The sequence below is a fragment of the Streptomyces sp. NPDC032198 genome, assembly GCF_040636975.1.
Classification (GTDB): Bacteria; Actinomycetota; Actinomycetes; order Streptomycetales; family Streptomycetaceae; genus Streptomyces.
Genome location: NZ_JBEZVL010000004.1, coordinates 1 through 18,796, shown reverse-complemented (window position 1 = coordinate 18,796; position 18,796 = coordinate 1). Strand labels below are relative to the sequence as shown.

17 protein-coding genes are annotated in these 18,796 nt (G+C 70.3%); 7 read left to right on the top strand and 10 right to left on the bottom strand.

Translation table 11 applies throughout. The features are described 5' to 3' along the window. Nucleotides 1–342: 342 nt before the first annotated feature. A complete protein-coding gene (locus AB0E78_RS10935; protein WP_361830513.1) occupies nucleotides 343–1,644 on the bottom strand; it encodes an MFS transporter in 1,302 nt (433 codons plus the stop codon). Between the two features lie 56 nt (nucleotides 1,645–1,700). Between AB0E78_RS10935 and AB0E78_RS10930 the strand changes: the two genes are divergently transcribed. Beyond that, nucleotides 1,701–2,669: an ArsR family transcriptional regulator gene (locus tag AB0E78_RS10930; protein ID WP_361830511.1), complete on the top strand. Its 969-nt coding sequence runs from the start codon at nucleotides 1,701–1,703 to the stop codon at nucleotides 2,667–2,669. 21 nt (nucleotides 2,670–2,690) lie between these two features. Here AB0E78_RS10930 and AB0E78_RS10925 read toward each other — a convergent pair whose 3' ends face one another. Next, nucleotides 2,691–3,266, bottom strand: coding sequence for a TetR/AcrR family transcriptional regulator (locus AB0E78_RS10925; protein ID WP_361830510.1), 576 nt, complete (start codon nucleotides 3,264–3,266; stop codon nucleotides 2,691–2,693). Nucleotides 3,267–3,391: 125 nt separating this feature from the next. On the opposite strand from AB0E78_RS10925, the gene AB0E78_RS10920 reads away from it, so the two are divergent. Next, the gene (locus tag AB0E78_RS10920) at nucleotides 3,392–4,348 is read left to right on the top strand and encodes an alpha/beta hydrolase (protein WP_361830508.1); all 957 of its coding nucleotides are present in this window, start codon (nucleotides 3,392–3,394) and stop codon (nucleotides 4,346–4,348) included. 118 nt (nucleotides 4,349–4,466) lie between these two features. Here the strand turns inward: AB0E78_RS10920 and AB0E78_RS10915 are convergent, their stop codons facing one another. The 3 genes from AB0E78_RS10915 to AB0E78_RS10905 form a co-directional block, all read right to left on the bottom strand. Continuing rightward, nucleotides 4,467–4,868: a nitroreductase family deazaflavin-dependent oxidoreductase gene (locus AB0E78_RS10915; protein ID WP_361830506.1), complete on the bottom strand. Its 402-nt coding sequence runs from the start codon at nucleotides 4,866–4,868 to the stop codon at nucleotides 4,467–4,469. Between the two features lie 794 nt (nucleotides 4,869–5,662). Then, a complete protein-coding gene (locus AB0E78_RS10910) occupies nucleotides 5,663–7,003 on the bottom strand; it encodes an AMP-binding protein (RefSeq protein ID WP_361830504.1) in 1,341 nt (446 codons plus the stop codon). Between the two features lie 161 nt (nucleotides 7,004–7,164). Further along, nucleotides 7,165–7,812, bottom strand: coding sequence for a helix-turn-helix domain-containing protein (locus AB0E78_RS10905; protein ID WP_361830502.1), 648 nt, complete (start codon nucleotides 7,810–7,812; stop codon nucleotides 7,165–7,167). A gap of 256 nt (nucleotides 7,813–8,068) precedes the next feature. Here AB0E78_RS10905 and AB0E78_RS10900 point away from each other — a divergent pair, with 256 nt between their 5' ends. Together AB0E78_RS10900 and AB0E78_RS10895 are read left to right on the top strand one after the other, a co-directional pair. Beyond that, a complete protein-coding gene (locus AB0E78_RS10900; RefSeq protein ID WP_361830500.1) occupies nucleotides 8,069–8,722 on the top strand; it encodes a GMC oxidoreductase in 654 nt (217 codons plus the stop codon). A gap of 114 nt (nucleotides 8,723–8,836) precedes the next feature. Beyond that, nucleotides 8,837–10,192, top strand: a complete 1,356-nt coding sequence (locus AB0E78_RS10895) for a lipase family protein (RefSeq protein ID WP_361831715.1) — start codon at nucleotides 8,837–8,839, stop codon at nucleotides 10,190–10,192. A 297-nt stretch (nucleotides 10,193–10,489) separates the two neighbouring features. On the opposite strand, the gene AB0E78_RS10890 is transcribed toward AB0E78_RS10895, so the two are convergent. Continuing rightward, the gene (locus AB0E78_RS10890; RefSeq protein WP_361830498.1) at nucleotides 10,490–11,374 is read right to left on the bottom strand and encodes a GAF and ANTAR domain-containing protein; all 885 of its coding nucleotides are present in this window, start codon (nucleotides 11,372–11,374) and stop codon (nucleotides 10,490–10,492) included. A gap of 518 nt (nucleotides 11,375–11,892) precedes the next feature. On the opposite strand from AB0E78_RS10890, the gene AB0E78_RS10885 reads away from it, so the two are divergent. Beyond that, nucleotides 11,893–12,441 (top strand): DUF1062 domain-containing protein, encoded by a 549-nt coding sequence (locus AB0E78_RS10885; RefSeq protein ID WP_361830496.1) that lies wholly within the window; start codon nucleotides 11,893–11,895, stop codon nucleotides 12,439–12,441. Between the two features lie 106 nt (nucleotides 12,442–12,547). On the opposite strand, the gene AB0E78_RS10880 is transcribed toward AB0E78_RS10885, so the two are convergent. The 3 genes from AB0E78_RS10880 to AB0E78_RS10870 all read right to left on the bottom strand — a co-directional run bounded on the left by AB0E78_RS10880 (nucleotide 12,548) and on the right by AB0E78_RS10870 (nucleotide 14,409). After that, a complete protein-coding gene (locus AB0E78_RS10880) occupies nucleotides 12,548–12,751 on the bottom strand; it encodes a hypothetical protein (RefSeq protein ID WP_361830494.1) in 204 nt (67 codons plus the stop codon). A gap of 481 nt (nucleotides 12,752–13,232) precedes the next feature. After that, nucleotides 13,233–13,670 (bottom strand): glutaredoxin domain-containing protein, encoded by a 438-nt coding sequence (locus AB0E78_RS10875; protein ID WP_361830493.1) that lies wholly within the window; start codon nucleotides 13,668–13,670, stop codon nucleotides 13,233–13,235. A 139-nt stretch (nucleotides 13,671–13,809) separates the two neighbouring features. Beyond that, nucleotides 13,810–14,409: a helix-turn-helix domain-containing protein gene (locus AB0E78_RS10870; protein WP_361830491.1), complete on the bottom strand. Its 600-nt coding sequence runs from the start codon at nucleotides 14,407–14,409 to the stop codon at nucleotides 13,810–13,812. Nucleotides 14,410–14,547: 138 nt separating this feature from the next. On the opposite strand from AB0E78_RS10870, the gene AB0E78_RS10865 reads away from it, so the two are divergent. After that, on the top strand, nucleotides 14,548–15,999 hold the full coding sequence (locus AB0E78_RS10865) for an amidase (protein WP_361830489.1): 1,452 nt from the start codon (nucleotides 14,548–14,550) through the stop codon (nucleotides 15,997–15,999). A 290-nt stretch (nucleotides 16,000–16,289) separates the two neighbouring features. Continuing rightward, nucleotides 16,290–17,636: a hypothetical protein gene (locus tag AB0E78_RS10860; protein ID WP_361830487.1), complete on the top strand. Its 1,347-nt coding sequence runs from the start codon at nucleotides 16,290–16,292 to the stop codon at nucleotides 17,634–17,636. Between the two features lie 14 nt (nucleotides 17,637–17,650). Here AB0E78_RS10860 and AB0E78_RS10855 read toward each other — a convergent pair whose 3' ends face one another. Continuing rightward, on the bottom strand, nucleotides 17,651–18,736 hold the full coding sequence (locus AB0E78_RS10855) for a DUF5937 family protein (protein ID WP_361831713.1): 1,086 nt from the start codon (nucleotides 18,734–18,736) through the stop codon (nucleotides 17,651–17,653). Between the last annotated feature and the right edge of the window lie 60 nt (nucleotides 18,737–18,796).

The window sequence follows — 18,796 nt, the reverse complement described above, 5'->3', positions numbered from 1 at the left end:
GGCGGCCTCCTGGTTGCTCGTCCGTCGCGCATGAATATGCCCCGAAATGCTGCGCCGCACGCACGGCATAAGTGGAACGCTGCTTGCAGGACACCCCGGGCGCAGTCGGTGCCGCTCCGGGGTGGGCAGACCGCCGGATCACCAGGGTATGTCTGCGCGGGCCCCGCCTGGAGTGCTCCCTCCTCGAGAGGCGAGGCCCGCTCCTCGGCCAAGTGCTCAGGAGCCGGCGAGATCTCCTGGTCGGCGCGGCACTTGAGAGGCTGCCTCGCTGGCATGCCTGCCCTCGTCACGGACGGGTAGGCAGGCCAGATCGCGTCAAACGACGGCAACTCCTCGCGCCGCTCAGGCCGGCTTCGTCGCGGGTGCCGGGCGTGGCCCGCTCGGGACGTCGGGCTGAGGGAGTTCGCGCCGAATGCGGACCGGGGACAGCAGGACCGGCAGGAACGCGACCGACATCAGCGCGCCGCCCACCCACAGCGCGGTGTCGATTCCGGCGAACTCGCCGAGCGCTCCCGCCACCGCGGAGCCCACCGCGATCGCACCGGTCAGCAGAAAGCGGAAAGTGGCGTTCATACGGCCGAGCAGGGCGTTTGGCGTCAGCTGCTGGCGCAGGCTCACCCCGAGCACGTTGTCGACGCCCATCTTGAAGGTCACCATCAGCCAGCCGGCGCCCGCCACATACAGCCAGCCGCCGCGGTCGATCAGTGGTACGAGCAGCGCTCCGGGGGCCAGCCAGAGGCCGACGAGGCCGAGGGTACGGCCGTAGCCGAACCGCCCGGCGATGGCGCGGGCGGTGCGCGCGCCGAGGAGGATCCCGAGGCCGCCCGCCGCCCAGTAGAGGCCAAGCACCCCCTCGGGCAGCTCGAGTTCCCGCACGAAGAGCACCGGGAGCAGCGTGTTCACGATCACCGAACCGAAGTTGAGCAGGGCGGCGGAGAAGGCGAGGGCGCGCAGTTCCTGGTTGCCCAGTACGTGCCGCAGGCCCTGTGCTATCTCCGTGCGCAGTCCGGTGGTGCGCTCTCCTCGGGTCGGGACCGGCTGAGACGGGCGTACGCGCGTGAGACTGATCGCCGAGGCCAGATATCCGGCGGCGCTGCAGACCACCGCGAGCGGCGCGGTGAGCAGCTGGACGAGTCCGCCGCCCGCGCCGCGGCCCCCGATGCTGCCCGCGGCCTGGAGGCTCACCATCGCGGCGTTGGCCCGCACCAGCCCGTCGCGGCCCACCAGTTGGGGCAGCACGGTCTGCGAGCCGACGTCGAAGAACACGGTCGCGCAGCCATTGAGCAGCGCGACCACGTAGAGCTGGCCGAGCGTGAGCCGGTCGAGCCCCCAGGCCACCGGGATCGAGGCGAAGAGCGCTGCCCGCACCAGATCCGCGGCGATCAGCACCCGCCGTTGCCGCATCCGGTCCACCCAGGCTCCCGCGGGCAACCCGATGAGCAGGAAGGCCGCGGTGCCGAGGGCGGCGAGGAGTCCCACCTGGCCGGCGCTCGCGTCCAGTGCGGAGACGGCGAGCAGCGGGAGGGCGACGTACCCGATGTTGGTGCCGAGCTGGCTGATCGCGCTCGCGGTGAACAGCGCGCGGAAGTCGGCTGTCCAGAGGGAGTCGGAGGTGCTGGGCGGCTGGTCCGGTCGTCTGATCATGGCGGCCAAACTGCCCCACGGCCTGGGCGGCACCCCAATGATTTAGCCTGAGCTGAATGCTGCAGATCGAGTTCACGGCCGAGGACGTCGCCCGCACCCGCTTCGCGGTCTCCCCGCTGTGGGAGGTCGTGGCCAGCGTGCGGGTCCTCAAAGGCGCAGACGAACAGGGACTGCACCGGCGTTGGGCCGATCAGGTCCGCCCCCGCCTCGCGGCCGCGAAACTGGACCTGTCCCCGCTCTCCGCCCTGGTCCAGGTCCCCACGTACGGCATCCCGGGTTTCCTGGTTCCCCCGCCGACCACCCCGCAGCCCTCCCTGGACGTGGAGTTGGCGGCCCTGCGCACGACCCCGTACGAGCTTCTGCGCACCTCGTCGGACGCGGCGCAGGCAGGCGTCGAAGCCCTGCGCGCGGACCCGGAGCGCGGCCTCGGGCGGCTCGCGGACACCATCGCCGCCTACTGGGACGTGGCGATCGCCCCGCACTGGCCGCGCATCCGCACCCTGCTCGAAGGCGACATCCTGCACCGCGCCACGCTCCTGGCCGAGGGTGGCGCCCGGCGTCTCTTCGACGACCTGGACCCCCAACTCGCCTGGAAATCAGGCACCTTGAACCTGGAGCACCGCTTCGTCCGCGGCGAGCGCACCCTGGACGGCCGCGGACTCCTGCTGTGCCCCTCGGCGTTCATCTGGCCGCGCATCTTCTCCACGATCGGCTTCGACCCCTGGCAGCCGACCCTGCGGTACCCGCCCCGCGGCGTCGGCACGCTGTGGCACCCCCGTGCCACGGCGCCCTCCACCGCCCTGGCCGCCGTCCTCGGCCGCTCCCGGACCCTTCTCCTCACCCAGCTCACGGCCCCCGCCACCACGACCGACCTCGCCGCGCGCACCGGCCTCACCGCCGGAGGTGTGTCGCAGCATCTGACGGCGATGCGGGCGGCGGGTCTGGTGACGGCGCACCGGACGGGGCGTCTTGTGCTCTATGCGCGGACGAGTGTGGGAGAAGCGCTGCTCACGGCAGGCGACTGACGGACACGTCCGTTCCCAGGGTCAAGCGGGGGCGGCGCCGTCGGCGAAGTGCGGCAGCACCATCGCCACCAGCGCGTCGACATCGGCGTCGACCATCGGCTCGCCCGTCATGCCCATCCGGTGCAGCAGGACTCCGACGACGACGTCGATAAAGAACAGGACCCGGTTCTCGGGCTCGCCGAGGGCCTCCTGGAGCGCGATCCGATACGGGTCCTGCAACCGCGTGGAGAGGATCTCGCGCAGGGCCGGGTCGCTGACGGCATCGCTGAACACACCGGCGAACGCATCACCCACCCCGGGTTCGCCGATCTTCCCCGCGACCCAGCGGATGGTCGAGGACATGAGCTCGGCGCGGCTCGCGCCCTCCAGCGGCACCGGGCCGAACGCGTCGAGGAGGCAGTCCACGATCAGCGCGCCCTTCGACGGCCAGCGCCGGTAGACCGTCGACTTCGCGACGCCCGCCGCGGCGGCGATGCGCTCGACGGTGGCCTGCGCGTAGCCCAGTTCCCGCACCGTGCTCAGCGTGGCGGTGAACACCGCGGAGTTGACGCCGGCGCGGGGACGGCCGGGCGGCCTGCCGGAAGTTGTCGAAGCCATAGCCATACCCTACCTGTTTTCGCTACCTTGAGTATCGATACCCGGGGTCGCGTAACTCTCCGGGCAACTGAGCAACTGAGCAACTGAGCAACCGGGCAACTGGGCGACCGAACAAGGAGAAGAACATGAGTGAGAGCACTGCTACGGAGCGCCCGCCGGAGCCGGACTGGCTGGCGATGACGGCCGAGGAACTGCTCGCCTACCGCGACGCGGAGAACCGCTTCCGGGCGTCCGCCGAGGCGCGGACGTTCACCGGGGACCCTGATCCCGGCGCCACGATCAACTGGCAGGAGGTGGCGCTGCCCGGCCGCGAGATCCCGGTCCGGGTCTACCGACCGTCAGCCTCGCCCCCGTCCGAAGGCCGGACCGGGCTGCCCCTCGTGCTGCATGTGCACGGAGGAGGCTTCGTGGGGACGGCGGTGCAGTGCGACTGGGCGAACAGCTACGTGGCCGCCCAACTGCCCGCGGTCGTCGTCTCGGTCGAGCACCGCCTCGTCGCCCAGGACACTCCGCTGTCGGAGGCCGTCGACGACGGCTGGGACGCGCTCCAGTACGTGGTGCGGCATGCCGCGCAGTGGGGCATCGACCCGGCACGGACCGCCGTCTTCGGCGAGAGCTGCGGCGCGTTGATCAGCGCCCTGGCGGCGATCCGGTCCAGGGAAGCAGGCCTGGGCCTGCGAGCGCAGGTGCTGGTCAACCCCGCTGTCGATGTGACCGAGACGCTGTTCGATCACGCGTCCATCACCGAGTACGCCCACACCCCCTTCCTCGGCCTGCCCCAACTGCGGCTGTTCCAGCGGCTGGCCGTACCGCCGGGAAGCGACCCCCGCGCGCTCTCGCCGCTGTACGCCGACCACCTCAAAGGGCTCGCCCCGGCACTCGTGGTGGTGCCGACCCACGACCCGCTCGCCGATCACGGCCGCCGCTACGCCGAACGGCTGCGAGCGGCCGGGACGCCCGCGAGGCTCACCGAATACCCCGGTGCGGGGCACGCCTTCCTCAGTGTGCCGGCCGTGGCCCCACAGGCCGGTGCCGCGCGCACGGAGATCCTGGAGTTCCTCCGGACCGCCCTCGCCGGGTGAGCTGGGGCGGCCCTCACCTGCATCAGCCCCAGGCCCTTACTCCAGGCCGTCGACGGATACGTACGCCAGAAGGCGGCTCGCGCACCTCGCGTACGTATCCGTTCCGAGGGCCTGCGTCTCAGACGCGTTCCAGGACCACCACCGGGATCTGCCGGTCGGTCTTGCGCTGGTAGTCGTCATAGGCAGGCCAGGTGGCGGCCATGGTCCGCCACATGTCCGGCTTCTCGTCCGGGGTGGCGGTGCGTGCACGGGCGGTGTACTTGTCGCCCTTCACCTGTACCTGGACCTCAGGGTTCGCCTCGATGTTGCGGAACCAGAGGGGCGGCTCGTCGGCTCCGCCGTTGGACGCCACCACGAGCACGTCGTCGCCGTACGGCTGGTAGATCAGCGGAGTGCTGCGCTGCTCGCCGCTCTTGCGGCCGATGGTGGTGAGGATCAGCACCGTCGTGTTCTGCCAGTCGTGGCCTTCCGCGCCATCGGTCGCCACGTAACGCTCGACATGCTCTTTACCGAACAGCATCTGCCGTCTCCCTTTGTGTACTGGCGGGACAGCGCGTGCATGCGTGCACTGCCTGTCCCGCCGGTCCTGCCTGTTCTGACTGTGCTGAACAACTCTTCACGGTCGCGCCGCGGTTTTCCGCCAACGTGGCGCCGCATCGGCGCGCCCGGCGTAACGAGACGTCGAACACACGTCAGTCACGTACGTCAGCAGGCCCCGAACGACCGGTCGCCGGGAACAAGGACTTCGATCGCTCCGCCGACTTCGGAGCCAAGCAGACGCACCCACCGCTCCTGATGCGCCGTCACGCCGGAGCACACGGTTTCCGCAGTGGAAGCCGACATGCGTGGCCACGTTGTTCGGCTCGGAGGCGACTGCGCGCTGCAGGCCTTCGCGCGCCGGCTCCATGTGGCCCGCCTGACGGTGAGTGACTCCTCGCTCGTCGAGGGCCCAGAAGTCGCTTCTTCTACCCGTTCTTTGCCGATTGATGACACCGCGGAGGGAACTTCAGGCAGATGGGCGGCTTGCGGGAGTGGTGTGGCTGGCGCCCCAAAACCCCGCCCATCAGGGCTCGTTGGGCGGAACATGGATGATGACACGAGAGACACGGTTCCCGCGCCGCCCCAGGGTCAACTCCTCACCGGTGCCTACTGGTTGGACTCGCCCGCACATGCGGGCGAGGAATGCGTGTGGTGCACGCAGCTGATGCAGGCAGGCGCCGCGTCCGAACCACGAGCCCGTACGCAGGTCGAATGATGCCGCGCCATGTCGCACCGCGCTCGGTGCGGCATGGCGGTGAACGCTCCGCCGTCGAGCTAGGCGCGGCCTTCGACGACGAGGTTGCCGTCTACGGTGAGGCGGGCGATGTCGCCGGTCTTGAAGAAGCCCTCGGGGTTGAACGCGCGGGCGTTCTGGTCGGGGGCTTTGTAGTAGCCGCGCAGGGTGTAGGGGCCGCGTGTCCAGAGGTGCCCCGGAGATCCCGCCGGTACGTCGGTGCCGTCCGGGTCGGTGAGGCGGATCTCGTCCCCCGGCGAGAGGGGGCGCCCCTGCGTGTGATGGATGACCTCATCGGTGTCGGCGAGGCGGGTGAGGGAGACCAGCCCCTCGGCCATACCGAAGACCTGCTGGAGCCGGCAGTCGAAGGCAGGCCGGATGCGGGCCGCGAGTCCGGGTTGGAGAGGTGCGTCGCCGACCTGGACGAGGCGCAGGCTGGAGAGGTCGTACCGGCCGTCGGGGAGGGCGTTCAGCCACGGTTCGGCGTCGGCGGGGGTGAGGGAGGCGATCGTGACCTTTTCCGTCTCGATCGCGCGGAAGACGTCGGCGGGTTCGGGGTCGTCGATCAGTACGACGGTGCCGCCGGCCGCCAGGGTTCCGACGATGCCGGGACAGCCGAAGATGAAGTTGGACGCGGCCGGGAGGGCCGCGAGGTAGACGTCCTCAGGCCCGAGGCCGATGAGTTCGGCTGCGGCGCGGGTCTGGTACGCGTAGTCGTTGTGGGTGCGCGGGACCAGATCAGGAAGGGCCGTTGCGCTGTCCGACGGCCTGTCCGAGGGCAGGAAGAACGCGGCGTCGTTGGGGTCGTACGCGCGGTCCGGGTCGCGCGGAGCGTCCAAGGTGCTGAAGGGGAAGAACAGACATCCGCTGGGAGCGGTGGCGAAGCCGCCCTGACCGCCATCGGGGTCGTCGAGGGTGAAAGCGCGGCGCAGACGCGGATGGTCGTCGCTGACCTGCGAGGCCATCTTCGCGTGGTCGAAGCCGCGATGGACGCCGGGGCCGATGTACGCGGCGGCTTCGGTGACATGGGTGAGGTGCCCGATCTCGTCGGTGCGGTACGAGGTGGGCGCCAGCACCGGAAGGGCACCGGCCCGCATGAGGGCGTAGACGGTGATGACGAACTCGGGCACGTTCGGGAGCTGGACGATGACCCGGTCGCCCGCCCGGACGCCTCGGAGCGCGAGTCCGGCAGCCATGCGGTCGACGCGGCGGTCGAGCTCGCGGTACGTGAGGCGACGCTCGCCGTGTACGAGGGCGGTGCGGGTGGCGTACGTACGGGCGTGCTCGGCGAGGAGCTGGGGCAGGGCGGCGCCCTGGTAATACCCCTGGTCGTAGTAGCGGCCTATGGTCTCGGGCAGGCGCGGGGTGCAGCCTTTCAGCATGGTCCAGACTCCTTCCGGGTGGCGCGCGTGAGGATGTGGATCACGGGCGGCTCAGACTTGCATGCCGGATGCGGAAGCGACAACCAGCATGTGCTGCGCCGCGGGTCTTGGGTGTCTGCCGCCCCAGGCGTCGGCCCCCGGTGGAGCAAGCCCCTCAGGCGTCAGTAGGGCAAGCCCTCCGACGCCGCCCGCAAGGCTGCGAGCAGGCAAGCGGTGATCTCTTCGCCTGATGCCGCGGGGTCATCCGCATACCGCTGGGCGAAGTCCTCCGCCGCCGCGCGCAGTGCGCCGTTGAGGGTCGCCGCGTGCACCTTGACGGTCAGGTCGTCGGCGCTGCCGCCGGACCGCTGGGCGAGGAGCCTGCCGAGTACGGGCAGGGCGTCGTCGTGGGCCTGGAGCCAGACCGCGCGCAGTGCCGGGTCGGTGGAGGTCATCCGGATCAGGTCGAGGATGACGGGGGTGTAGGCCGGCAGTTCGCCGACCCGGCAGGTCTCCGTGAAGAAGTCCAGCAGGCTCGTCTCCGCGGGCCAGTTGCGCAGCTCCGCCACGGCGAAGTCCAGCCCCGCCGACAGGAGGGGCAGCACGCAGCTTTCCTTGGTGGGGAAGTGACGCCACATCGTGCGGGCGGAGATCCCCACGGCTTGCGCTATCTGCTCGCCTGTCGTGGCGGTGACGCCTTGTGAGGTGAACAGGCGGACGGCCGCACGGGCGATCTCGAAGCGGAGAGCCGCTTTTCGCCGTTGGACGAGCGACGGTCTGACGTCGTCCTCCGTCGTCCGCCCTGGCTCGGTGGATGGCGCGTCGCGCACTCTCGACTCTCCTCTGCCTAGATCACGGCAGCATAGCGAGCCGCCAGGTGACGCACGCAGACGTCTTGTCACAGAGTGACACCGAGCCCTACTCTCCCGTAAGTGACCAGCGGGTAACCCTTGTTGGCTCTATATGTCATGCGCACGTCAATCACGTCGCGCTTGCCTGTCGCCCCCACCCGCCCGTCCAGGAGCCGCTCATGCCCCCTCCCAGTAGACGCGCCCTGCTCACCGGCGTCGCCGGCCTCGCGTGGTCATGGCGGTCGGCAGCGTCAACACCAGCAAGCTCCTCGTCCGCGCGGCGGCCACCGGCGCCGTCCCCGACCTGCCCGACGGTCTCGGTGAAGGATGGGGCACCAACGGCGATCGCATCTACGCGTGGACGAACCTGCGGGACGACTTCGGGAGCGAGCAGGGCGGCCCGGTGGTCTTCGGCAGCAAGGCGTGGGAGGACCCGGCCACCGCGAACACGATCATCCAGGCGTCGCTGCCGCCCCTGGGCCTCGACACCAGGACGACCATGCTGGTCGGTTTCGGGGTGAGCCCCGATCGCGGCCACTTCCGTTACGACGCCTCCGCCGACTCCGTGTCGCTGCACTGGCCCCGGGACGGCGACGCCGCAAGCCACCGGCACATCCGGCGCCGGGTCTCCGAGGTGTCCAAGGTGCTCGGTGTGCTCACGGACACCAACTCCCTGGTCAACAGCACCTGGCACCCGCTGGGCGGAGCACCGATGGGCACCGTGTGCGACATCGACGGCCGCGTGCGCGGACAACGCGGGCTCTACGTGCTCGACGGCGCGCTCTTCCCGGGCGCCACGGGCGCGTGCAACCCGTCCATGACCATCGCCGCCGTGGCCGAGCGGGCGATGGACGCCATCACCGCCCACGACATCGACACCATCATCTGAATCCCGGGATCCGGCGATCTCGGGACCCCGAGCGAGGAGCACACCATGAGCCGCAAGAGACAGCCTTCGCGTTCTGCCCCCACCACCCGCTCGATTCCCAAAGTCCGCATGGATATGGGGGAGTTGACCACCCGCCGTGCCACCGGCGTCCGGCTGCGTCTGGTGGCGGGCATCGCCGCCGGCACCGTCTGCGTGGGCCTCTCGGGGGCGCCGGCCACCGCGGCCGACGAGCAGCCCGTCGTCTCCCGGGGTGTCACCATCCCCACCTTCTACAACCCGCCCGCCGAACTGCCCGCAGCCAACGGCGCGTTGATACGAACCGAGCCCCTGCCGCTCGGGCTGAGCATCCCCGGCCTGGACGGGCGCCCCATGCCGGGCACCGCGAGCCGCCTGATGTACAAGTCCACCGACTCCGCCGGGCAGCCCGTCGCGGTGACCGGTGCCTACATAGAGCCCTCGGCCGCCTGGACGAAACCCGGGCCGCGCCCGCTGGTGGCAGTGGCGTCCGGCACCATGGGGCAGGGCGACCAGTGCGCCCCGTCGTTCGCGCTCCAGCACCCGCTGACCCTCAACGGCGAAACGGTGTCCGTGGGCTACGAAGCCCTGGCCATCTACCGGATCCTGGCCACCGGGGCGGCCGTAGTCCTCACCGATTACGTCGGCCTCGGTGCCACCGACCGCGTGCACACCTACGTCAACCGCCTAGACCAGGGGCACGCCCTGCTGGACGCGGCCCGCGCCGCCCGAGCCGTACCCGGGGCATCGGTCACCGCGGAGTCCCGCACCGGTCTGTACGGCTACAGCCAGGGCGGTGGCGCCAGCGCGGCGGCGGCCGAGCTCCAGTCCTCGTACGCCCCCGACATCAACCTGGCGGGCACCTATTCGGGCGCCCCGCCGGCGGACCTCACCTCGGTCATGAAGGGGATCGACGGCAGTGCCCTGGCCGGTGCGCTCGCCTGGTCGATCACCGGCTTCGCCCAGGCGGACCCCGACCTGCGTGCGGTCGTCGACGCGCACATCAGCACCGCTGGGAAGGCGGCCCTGAAGGACGCCTCGACGATGTGCGTCGGTGACGCGCTGTTCGGCTACGGCTTCACCAAGAGCAACAAGTGGACCACCGACGGCAAGTCCGTCGGCGACATCATCGCCGCCGACCCCCGGGCAAAGGCCGCCCTGGACAAGCAGCGCATCGGCACGCTCACGCCCACCGGTCCGGTGCGGCTGGCGACCGGCGTGCAGGACGACATCGTTCCGCACGCGCAAGCCCGGCAACTGGCCGTGGACTGGTGCCGCAAGGGCGGCAACGTCACCTATGAGCCCCTGGTCCTGCCCAACCTCGGCGACAAGATCCTCACCAATCACCTCGTGCCCCTCATCACCGACCAGGGCGACGCCGTCTCCTGGCTGACCGACCGGCTCTCCGGCAAGCCGGCCACCTCCACCTGCTGGAAGATGCCGCTCCAGCCCTGACCCCGGCGGACCGCCGTCCCCGCCCCGGCCGCGACAGGGCTCAGGCGGGGACGGATTCGTCGAAGGGGGGATAGCGCTCGCTGCCCGATCGCTCGGCCGCATCGATGTAGCCGGTGAGGGCGTCGCGGGAGCGAGCGAGCTTCTGCATCTGATCCTCCAGCCGCTGCCGTCGCGACCGCGTCGAACTGCCGCGGCTGATCAAGACCATGGCCGACCGCTCGATCGCCACCGGACACGGAGGGGAGCAATATCCCGTATTGATCGAGGAGTTCGGCAAGCCCGGCATCGACTGACTGCCTACCCCAGTGTCCCTGGGGGCAACCGGCGGGTGGCGAGGGCCAGTTGATGCAGGTCTTCCAGGGCGTCGACGAGGACGGTGTGCTGGTACCACTTGATCCAGGTGCCGAGCGTGCGGCTCGTGGTGTCCAGGGTCTGGAGCTGCGCCTGGGTGAAGCCGACCAGGGGGCGCGCGTGATGGGAGGAGATGACACCGCGGACGACGTCCTGGTCGTCGACGAGCGGGATGCTGTGACAGGCGCGGCTGCCGGCGGTGAGGATCACCTGGCGGGTCTCGTCGTCGAAACCGGCTGACGAGGCCACGTCCTTGACGGTGACCTGGTTGCTGGCGGCGGCGGCTCTCGAGCACGCGGTGTTTCCGTCGACGAACGCGAAGAAGTCGGTGAACTGCCGGGACAGGCCCGTGTGCTTCGCCATCCGCAGGACGCCGTCCTCGAGCAGCTGCACGTTCCCCATGTCCGTACCGGTGATGGTCAGGACGCGTTGCAGGGCGGCGCCGAGGACCTCGCCCTGGTTGGCCGCGTTGAGGGTGCCTGCCTCGAGCGAGCCGAGGTCGGGCATCGGATGCTGTTCTCGTCCGCTGAACCATGCCTTGGCGCCCGGCGGCGGCCCCGGTGTCCGGGCCACCGCGGCGGCCAGCTGGTGCAGTTTGACGTTGGCCCGCTGGGAGGCCTGGCGCAGCAGGTCGAACGCCGCCTCCGCGTTGGCCAGGCGATACCGTTCGACCAGGACACCCTCGGCCATGGCGATCCTGGGGCGCGCGCGTGCCTGGACCTCCAGCTCGGACACCTGCCCGCGCAGCTGCTCGGCGGTGGCGCGCAGCTCTTCCGTCTCGTTCCTGAGGGAAGTTGAGTCCTGAGAGGGCCCGTCCCCGGATCGGCCCACGGGCCGGTCCTCGGGTCGGGGCGCAGACGGAATGTTCGTCACGTTCTCTCCCATGGCGGCACGCTGCCCCATCCTTCTCGTCGATCAGCGAGCAGCGGCCGCGACGTCGCTGACGCCGCCCGCGCCAGCTCCGTTCGCTGGGCCGGCTGCTCACACACCAGGCAGACCTTAACCCGAGGTGTGGATGGTGTGACGGCCGCCCTGAAACAGGGGCATACGCAGGGGCGATTGGTGGCGATGTGCCGGATTGTGGAGAGGGCGGCAGGCCCGCCGGACCGGCTCCGCACCGCTCTTGATCCACCCTTGATGCGCCGGGGCGGAGCTGGCGGTGAGGTGCTCGAAATCCAGTGGTAGAGCGCCGCCGTGAGCCGTTAGCGTGCTGCCGGACCGAGTAGCCGAGGCAAGGATGTGCCGTTGTACACCCTGTGAGTTTTCCCGAGCGCTGATTCGTCGCGCGTCGCGCATGCGTGACGCGCTGCTCTTTGCTGCGGACTTCTCACTGGAACCGGTGTACTTCTGTGCTCAATAGCTGGGTGGTCATGCCCACCTGCCTGCCGACCGTTCTCCGCCGTTGCCACGCTTGCGCGTCGGAGCGTTTCCGGGCGAACGGCAAATTCCGCGTCAACGCCCACCACAAGCTCCTCGACGCCTGGCTCCTCGTGCTCTGTACCGCTTGCGGGGAGACCGCCAAGCTCACGGTCCTGGAGCGGATGAATGTGCGCTCCGTACGTTCTGAACTGCTGGACCGGATGCACGACAACGACCCCGGCCTGGCAGCCGAGCTGCTCCAGGATCCGGTTGTGCGGCGCCGTAATCGCATCGCCCTCGACTGGGGCGACGCCTGGCGTCTTGACACCGGCGGATCGGATCACCTGGACCGCGAGGTGATCGACGTCTCGGTCCGGTTCGCGGCGCGGATTCCGGTCCGGCCGGTGCGGCTGATCGCCGAGGGGTGCGGCCTTTCACGGGCCGAGGTCGAGAGACTGATCACGGAGGGGAAGCTCGTCTCGGCAGTCCGGCTGAACGGCAAGCTGTCGGGTGACTTCACCTTCACGCTCAAGCGCTGACCCTCCGCGGGGCCAGAGGCGATGGGCCAGGGGCCTGTCCGGCGTGATCCGCCAAGATCCGTCGGGCAGGCCCCAAGAGGTAGTGGGGGAGTGAGGGCTTGGGTGGTCAGGCGTCGCGCTTCTGGACGTCTTCCTGCGCGCCTTCGTTGGGCGTCAGCGCGTCTGCTGCTTCACCTTCATGCTTGCGCCGCCTGCCGTCGTCCCCCACGCGGGTCTCGGCGTCCTCCACCTCGTGCAGAATCTCGTCGGCGGCGGTCTGCGGGTGCTCCTCGTCGTGCGAGGGCTGGTGCTCGGGGGTGTGCCGGCTCATGTGTCTCCTTGCTCGCGTGGCGTCCGCCGGGGGCGGGGCACCGTGCTTCCGTGCGGGTGCACTTTGGTTGCGTGTGCACTTCCGATGGGTCCCACCTGATGCGGTGCCCTGGAGTGGCGCAAGGAAACAACGCCTGAACGGATGAGCGGACGACGCGGGTCCGATACCGGACGCAGGCGCCTCGACACCCGGGCCGGTGGCGGCCCTCAGGCCGACTGGAGCCGCATCACCGACAATACGGCCCCAGCCTCCGCCCTCCAGGCGCGGCGGCAAGGCAACTCCCGCAACCTCCCACCGCCGGGGGCACCTCGCGCGAGAGCCGTTTCGAGGAGGAGCCCCGGTCCCTCGCGCCCCCGGACGCTGCCACACTCGGGCGGCGGCGCCGGACACTCACAGCGTCCCACTACGAACGTGACCTGTCCCCATGCAGCCCGCAGCAATAGAACACCGGTTCCGCAGCCGCTGCCGCTCCCGTTCTCGATCACCGGGAAGGGCGGACCTGCTCACGCACCCACTCAGGAGCGGGGTTGACGTGCGGCCGGCCCGCGACGACGACGGTCGGCACGGTCTCGTTGCCCTCGTTGGCCGCCCTCACGGCTGCCGCTCCGTCCGGGTCGCGCCAGATGTCGACCCAGTGCAACTGGCGCGCGCTTCGCCCGAGGCGGAAACGCAGGCGTATGCAGTACTGGCAGCCCGCCCGCCAGAAGACGATCGGCCGGCCGTCGACCGCGCTGCGGTGCTGCGCCTCCAGCGCGCCGATCGGCCTCGGGAAGAACAGTGGCGAGTTCACGCCCGCCAGCAGCACGAACACCAGCAGAAGTGCGGCGGCCGTGCCAGGACTTCCGCCGAGGATCAAGCCGATCGAGACGACTGAACCACACAGCACCAGCAGCATCGGCAGAACCCAGGCGCGCATCATGAAGACGCAGGCTACCGATGAGCGGAAGTGCCGCCCGAGCCAGGCAGGTCATCTGCGCGTTCGCCGCCCGATGCGGAGACCAATTCGCCGCCCGCCGCCGGAGACAAACTCGCCTTCCCCGCCGACGTGGTCGCCGCTGTCACCGATACCGACGCTGATCAATGATCCCTTCGACGATTGTCATCAGTCGGTCCCCGGCCCGGTCGATGCTTCCGTTCTGCGTGCTGACCTGTGCGCCTTCGAGTACGAAGGTGATCTCGGCCGCGGCCTGTTCGGGGTCGGGCAGTCCGGCCTCGGTGCACATGCCGACCAGCCTGCGGGTCTGGTGTGCCTTGTGCTCCTCGATGACTCGCCGTGCGGGGTGATCGCGGTCGGGCAGCTCGGCGATGGAGTTGATGAACGGGCAGCCCCGGTGCGAGATCGCCGGCAGTCCCTCGGCGATGAAGCGGGCCAGGCCCAGGATCTGCTCCCTGGGGCGGCCGGGGTGTTCAGCCTCGACCCGGTCGAAAGCCGCTCGGTAGTCGGAGGCCACGATCCGCAGCCACTCCGCGACCAGTGCGTCCTTGGTCTCGAAGTGCCGGTAGATCGCCATCTTGGTGGTCTCGGCCCGCTCGGCGATCGCCTGGACGCCCACTCGCCGGATGCCCTCGCTCTGGAACAGCTCTTCCGCCGCGTCGAGGATGCGCTCGCGAGGCGGCAGCTTCGCCACTCTGGTGGGTCTGCCGGCGGTCGATGTCATGACTGCTGCTCCCTAAGGCCGGTCAGGTGCGTCGGTTGAGGGGGCCTCAACGCCTGCTACGGTACCAGTCCGTGCCACACGATACCGATCGGTATCGTGTGGCACTCATCGGTATCCTTCTTTCCGCTGGGAGTGACAGTGAGAGTGACCGAGTACGTGACCTACGACGCGACCGGGCTCGCGCAACTGGTGGCCGCGGGTGAGGTGACCCCCGCCGAACTGGAAGCAGCCGCACACGAGGCGGCGCAGGCGGTCAATCCGCGGATCAACGCCATCGTGGAGACATGGCAGGCCGACGACCGGCCGGGCCCCGGCAGCACGCCGCTGGCCGGAGTCCCTTTCCTGGTCAAGGACATAGGTGTCTCCATGGCAGGCCGACGCATGGAACTCGGCAGCCGGCTGGCCGCGGGCAACATCGCCGACGCCGACTCCTCCCTGATGCTTCGCTTCCGCCGCGCCGGCCTCGTGACGTTCGGGCGTACCGCGACCCCCGAGATGGCGTACAGCATCACGACGGAACCCGCTCCGTACGGGGCGGTCCGCAACCCGTGGGACCCGGAGCGCAGCGCGGGCGGTTCCAGCGGGGGCGCGGGCGCGGCCGTGGCGGCCGGGGTGGTCCCGATGGCCCACGCCACCGACGCCGCGGGGTCGCTCCGCATCCCCGCGTCCTGCAACGGCCTCTTCGGGCTGAAGCCCACCCGGGGCCGGGTCTCCATGGGCCCGGACGTCGACGAGATCTTCAACGGGCTCGGTGTGCACGGCAGTCTCAGCCGCACGGTGCGCGACAGTGCCGCACTGCTCGACCGGATACGCGGACCGGAACCGGGTGACCCCTACTTCGCGCAGGAGCCGGCCCGGCCCTACGCGCAGGAGGTCGGACGCCACCCGGGTTCACTGAGGATCGGTGTCCTTGCCCGGGCGTGGGGCGGGCGCCGCCCCACCGCACCAGTGGCCGACGCCCTCGCCCGTACTGCGCGTCTGCTCGAATCCCTCGGTCACCAGGTGGAGGAGGCCGAGGTCGAACTCGGGGTGGAGTGGGAGGAGTTCGTGCTGGCCGACGCCCGTCTGATGACCGCGAATCTGACCGCCTTGGTCGACGAGTTGGCCGCCGCCTTCGACCGGCCCATCGACACCTCGACCCTCGAACCGGAGACCCTGGCCGGATACCACTACGGACAGCGGGTCAGCGGCGCCCAGTTCGTCGCCGCTCTCGCGATGCGCAACCGCGTCGCCCGAAGCCTTGCCCGGTACTACGACGGTCACGACATCCTGCTCACCCCGACCTTGCCGGAGCTTCCCATGCCCCTGGGCGCCTATGCCGAGGGCGCGGAGGCACTGGACGGCCTCGGCTGGATCGACCGGCTCAACGACCGTTCGCCGTTCACCATGGCGTTCAATGTAGCGGGCACGCCCGCCATGTCGGTGCCGTTGATGGCCGACGCCGGGACGGGACTGCCGATCGGCATGCAGTTCGCCGCCGGCCACGGGCTCGAAGGCCTGCTCTTCCGCCTCGCCGGACAACTTGAACAGGCAAGCCCATGGTCGGGCCGCACCCCAGCGGTGTGGGCAGGGGATCACCCGACCCCGTGAGGCGCTTTCCCAGAGGGCCTGCCCGCCGGGAAAGCACCGCACGAATGATGGTTGCCCATTCCGCGCGAGTACGGCACAAAAGTCCGCCGAACCGTCCTGCTCCACTGATGCAACCGACGCATCCGCACCGCGGAGGACACCCGGCACGTTGACCCCCCGGATTCCACGGTGTTCGCTCGCCTGCGGTGCACCCGGTCATGCCCGATCGACGCAAGGGCTGCCGGCCGTGGTGCCCGGCGCGAGCGCGCCCGGACGGCACACGGAGACCGCTGTCGACCCAGGAGGAACCGATGACCGTTCATCAGCGCGTGACGGCTGCGAGCGCCGGGCTCGCCGCCCTGTGCGCCGTGACCGTGCTCACCCCCGCAGGCGCGTCCGCGGCCCCCACCCCCGTGCCGCACACCGAGCGGGTGAGCGTCGGCCCGGGAGGCGCCCAGGGCAATGCCGCTTCGACGCAGCCTGCCATCAGCGCCGACGGCCGCTACGTCGCGTTCGTGTCGGCGTCCCGGAACCTCGTCGCGAACGACACCAACGGGACGCCCGACGCCTTCGTACGAGATCTGCGCACCGGAAGAACGGAGCGCGTCAGCGTCAAGAGCAACGGAAAGGCGAGCCACGGTGTCGTAGGGGAGGTATCGCTCAGCCCCGACGGGCGGTACGTGGTCTTCACCTCCACGGCCGACGACCTCGTGAGCGGCGACCCGAACGACCTCGACGACGTCTTCCTGCACGACCGGAACACCGGCAAGACCCAACGGATCAGCCCCACGGGCGCGTCCTACGACGGGCTTCGCCGCAACCTGACGTACGACCCCGTGGTCAGCGGCGACGGCCGCTACGTCGCATACGCGTCGGGCGCCGAGGATCTCGTCGCGGGGGACGCCAACCAGCGGGACGACGTCTTCCTCTACGACCGCAAGAAGAAGACCACGGAACTGGCACAGCTCACCAACGCGGGCAAGCAGGGCGAAGGCGACGCGTTCGCCCCCGCGTTCGCGGGTGACTCCGGCGGCCGGTACCTCGCCTTCACCTCCAACGCATCGAACCTGGCCGACGTGGAGGACCACTCCCTCGCGACGGACATCTTCCTGCGCGACCGCGAGAAGGGCACGACGGAACTCATCAGCATCCCGCAGGCCTACAACCGCAAGACCCCGTCCTGGGACGCCGTCCTCAGCGGAGACGCGCGCTATGTGGCGTTCACCTCGTCGTCCAGGGTGCTCCGCCCCGAGGGACCGCCCCCGACCAGCTCGCACAACGTCTTCCTCTACGACCGTGAGACCAAGCGCATGCGCCTGGTCAGCGCCACCGCGGACGGCACACCGGCCGACGGGGACAGCGATGACGTGTCGCTCAGCCGGGACGGGCGCTACGCGGTCTTCACCTCCGCCGCCCCCAACCTCGCCCCCGACGACGACGGCGACAGCAGCGCGGACGTCTTCCTGCGGGACATGCAGACGGGGGAGGTGCAACTCATCAGCGGCGAGGACGGATCGGTCTTCGAGGACACCGACCCCGGACCGCGCACGGGGGTCAGTGAGGACGGCGGCTCGGTGGTGTTCGACTCACCGGCAGGGAACCTCGTCACCGACGACACCAACGCCGCGTCCGACGTCTTCCTGCGCCGGTTGCGCTGACGCCGTGCCCGGCCCTAGCGCAGCATGGCCGACAGCAGGTCCGTGCCCACGGTCGTCATCGCGGGGACGTTGAGGGTGTAGTAGATGTAGCGGCCCTGCCGCTGGGCCGACAGCAGATCGGCGCGACGCAGGACGGCGAGGTGGCGGGAGACCTCCGGGGGCGTCAACTCCCAGGTGTGGGCCAGCTCGCCGGTGGTGTGCGAGCCGCGGGCCAGGGTGCGCAGGAGGCGTAGCCGTACCGGATGGGCGAGCGCCTCCAGGCGTAGCCCGACCGTCTCCAGTGACACCGGCTGCGGCGGGTTCGGCTCGGCCACCGGGTACTGCACCACCGGCTGCCAGCCGGGCGCGTGGACCACCACGAGATGCGGGCTGCCGAAGACGCTGGGTATGAAGGTGATCCCGCTGCCGTGGGCGGCGGTCGCCTTGTCCTGCAGCTTGTCCACGGTGATGCAGTCGCCGTCCGGCGACAGCGCGACGGCACCGGAGACCGAGGCGAGTGCCGCGTCGATGCCCTGGTGCTTCAGAAGGTCGTTCTTCAGGCGCAGGTCGGATGCGAGCCGGGCGCCGACACCGGCCCAGGCGGCGTCGAAGAAGGCCTCGGCGCACTGTTCGAGGGTGTGGCGCACCCGTGCCCGTACGGCGGCTGGGTCATCAAGCAGCCGTTCGGCGAAGGCCTCCTGCCGTGCGCCGCGGGCCTGGGCCAGATCCAGGGCCCGCTCGCGCGCGGCCACGTCGGTGAGCGGGGAGGGCGCGGCGAGGGGGGCCCGGTTGCTGCCGCACGTGGTGACGAGCGCGGCGCTCACATACGTTTCGTCGTCGATCCGGTCCCCGTCGTCCAACTCCTGGGCGAGCGTGGGCCGAGGGCGGGCGGGCAACAGGAAGTCGGCCTGCGACGAACGCCAGAGGAACTCCGCCTCCTGCAGCCGCTCGGCCAGCTCCGGTCGCAGCCCGGCCCGGACGTCCGCGACCCAGTCGGCGAGATGCGGGTGATGCCCCGGGACCGCCAACGCGTGCAGCATCGCGGTCAGTTCGGCCAGCGGGGAGGCGGCGAAGCACAGGCGGGCGGGCGGCATGCCGGTGATGTCGATGCGCAGCGTCATCCCTTCATCATCGCTGGCCGGACGGCCGGGGGCGCGTCGGTTGACGGAGACCGTCAACCG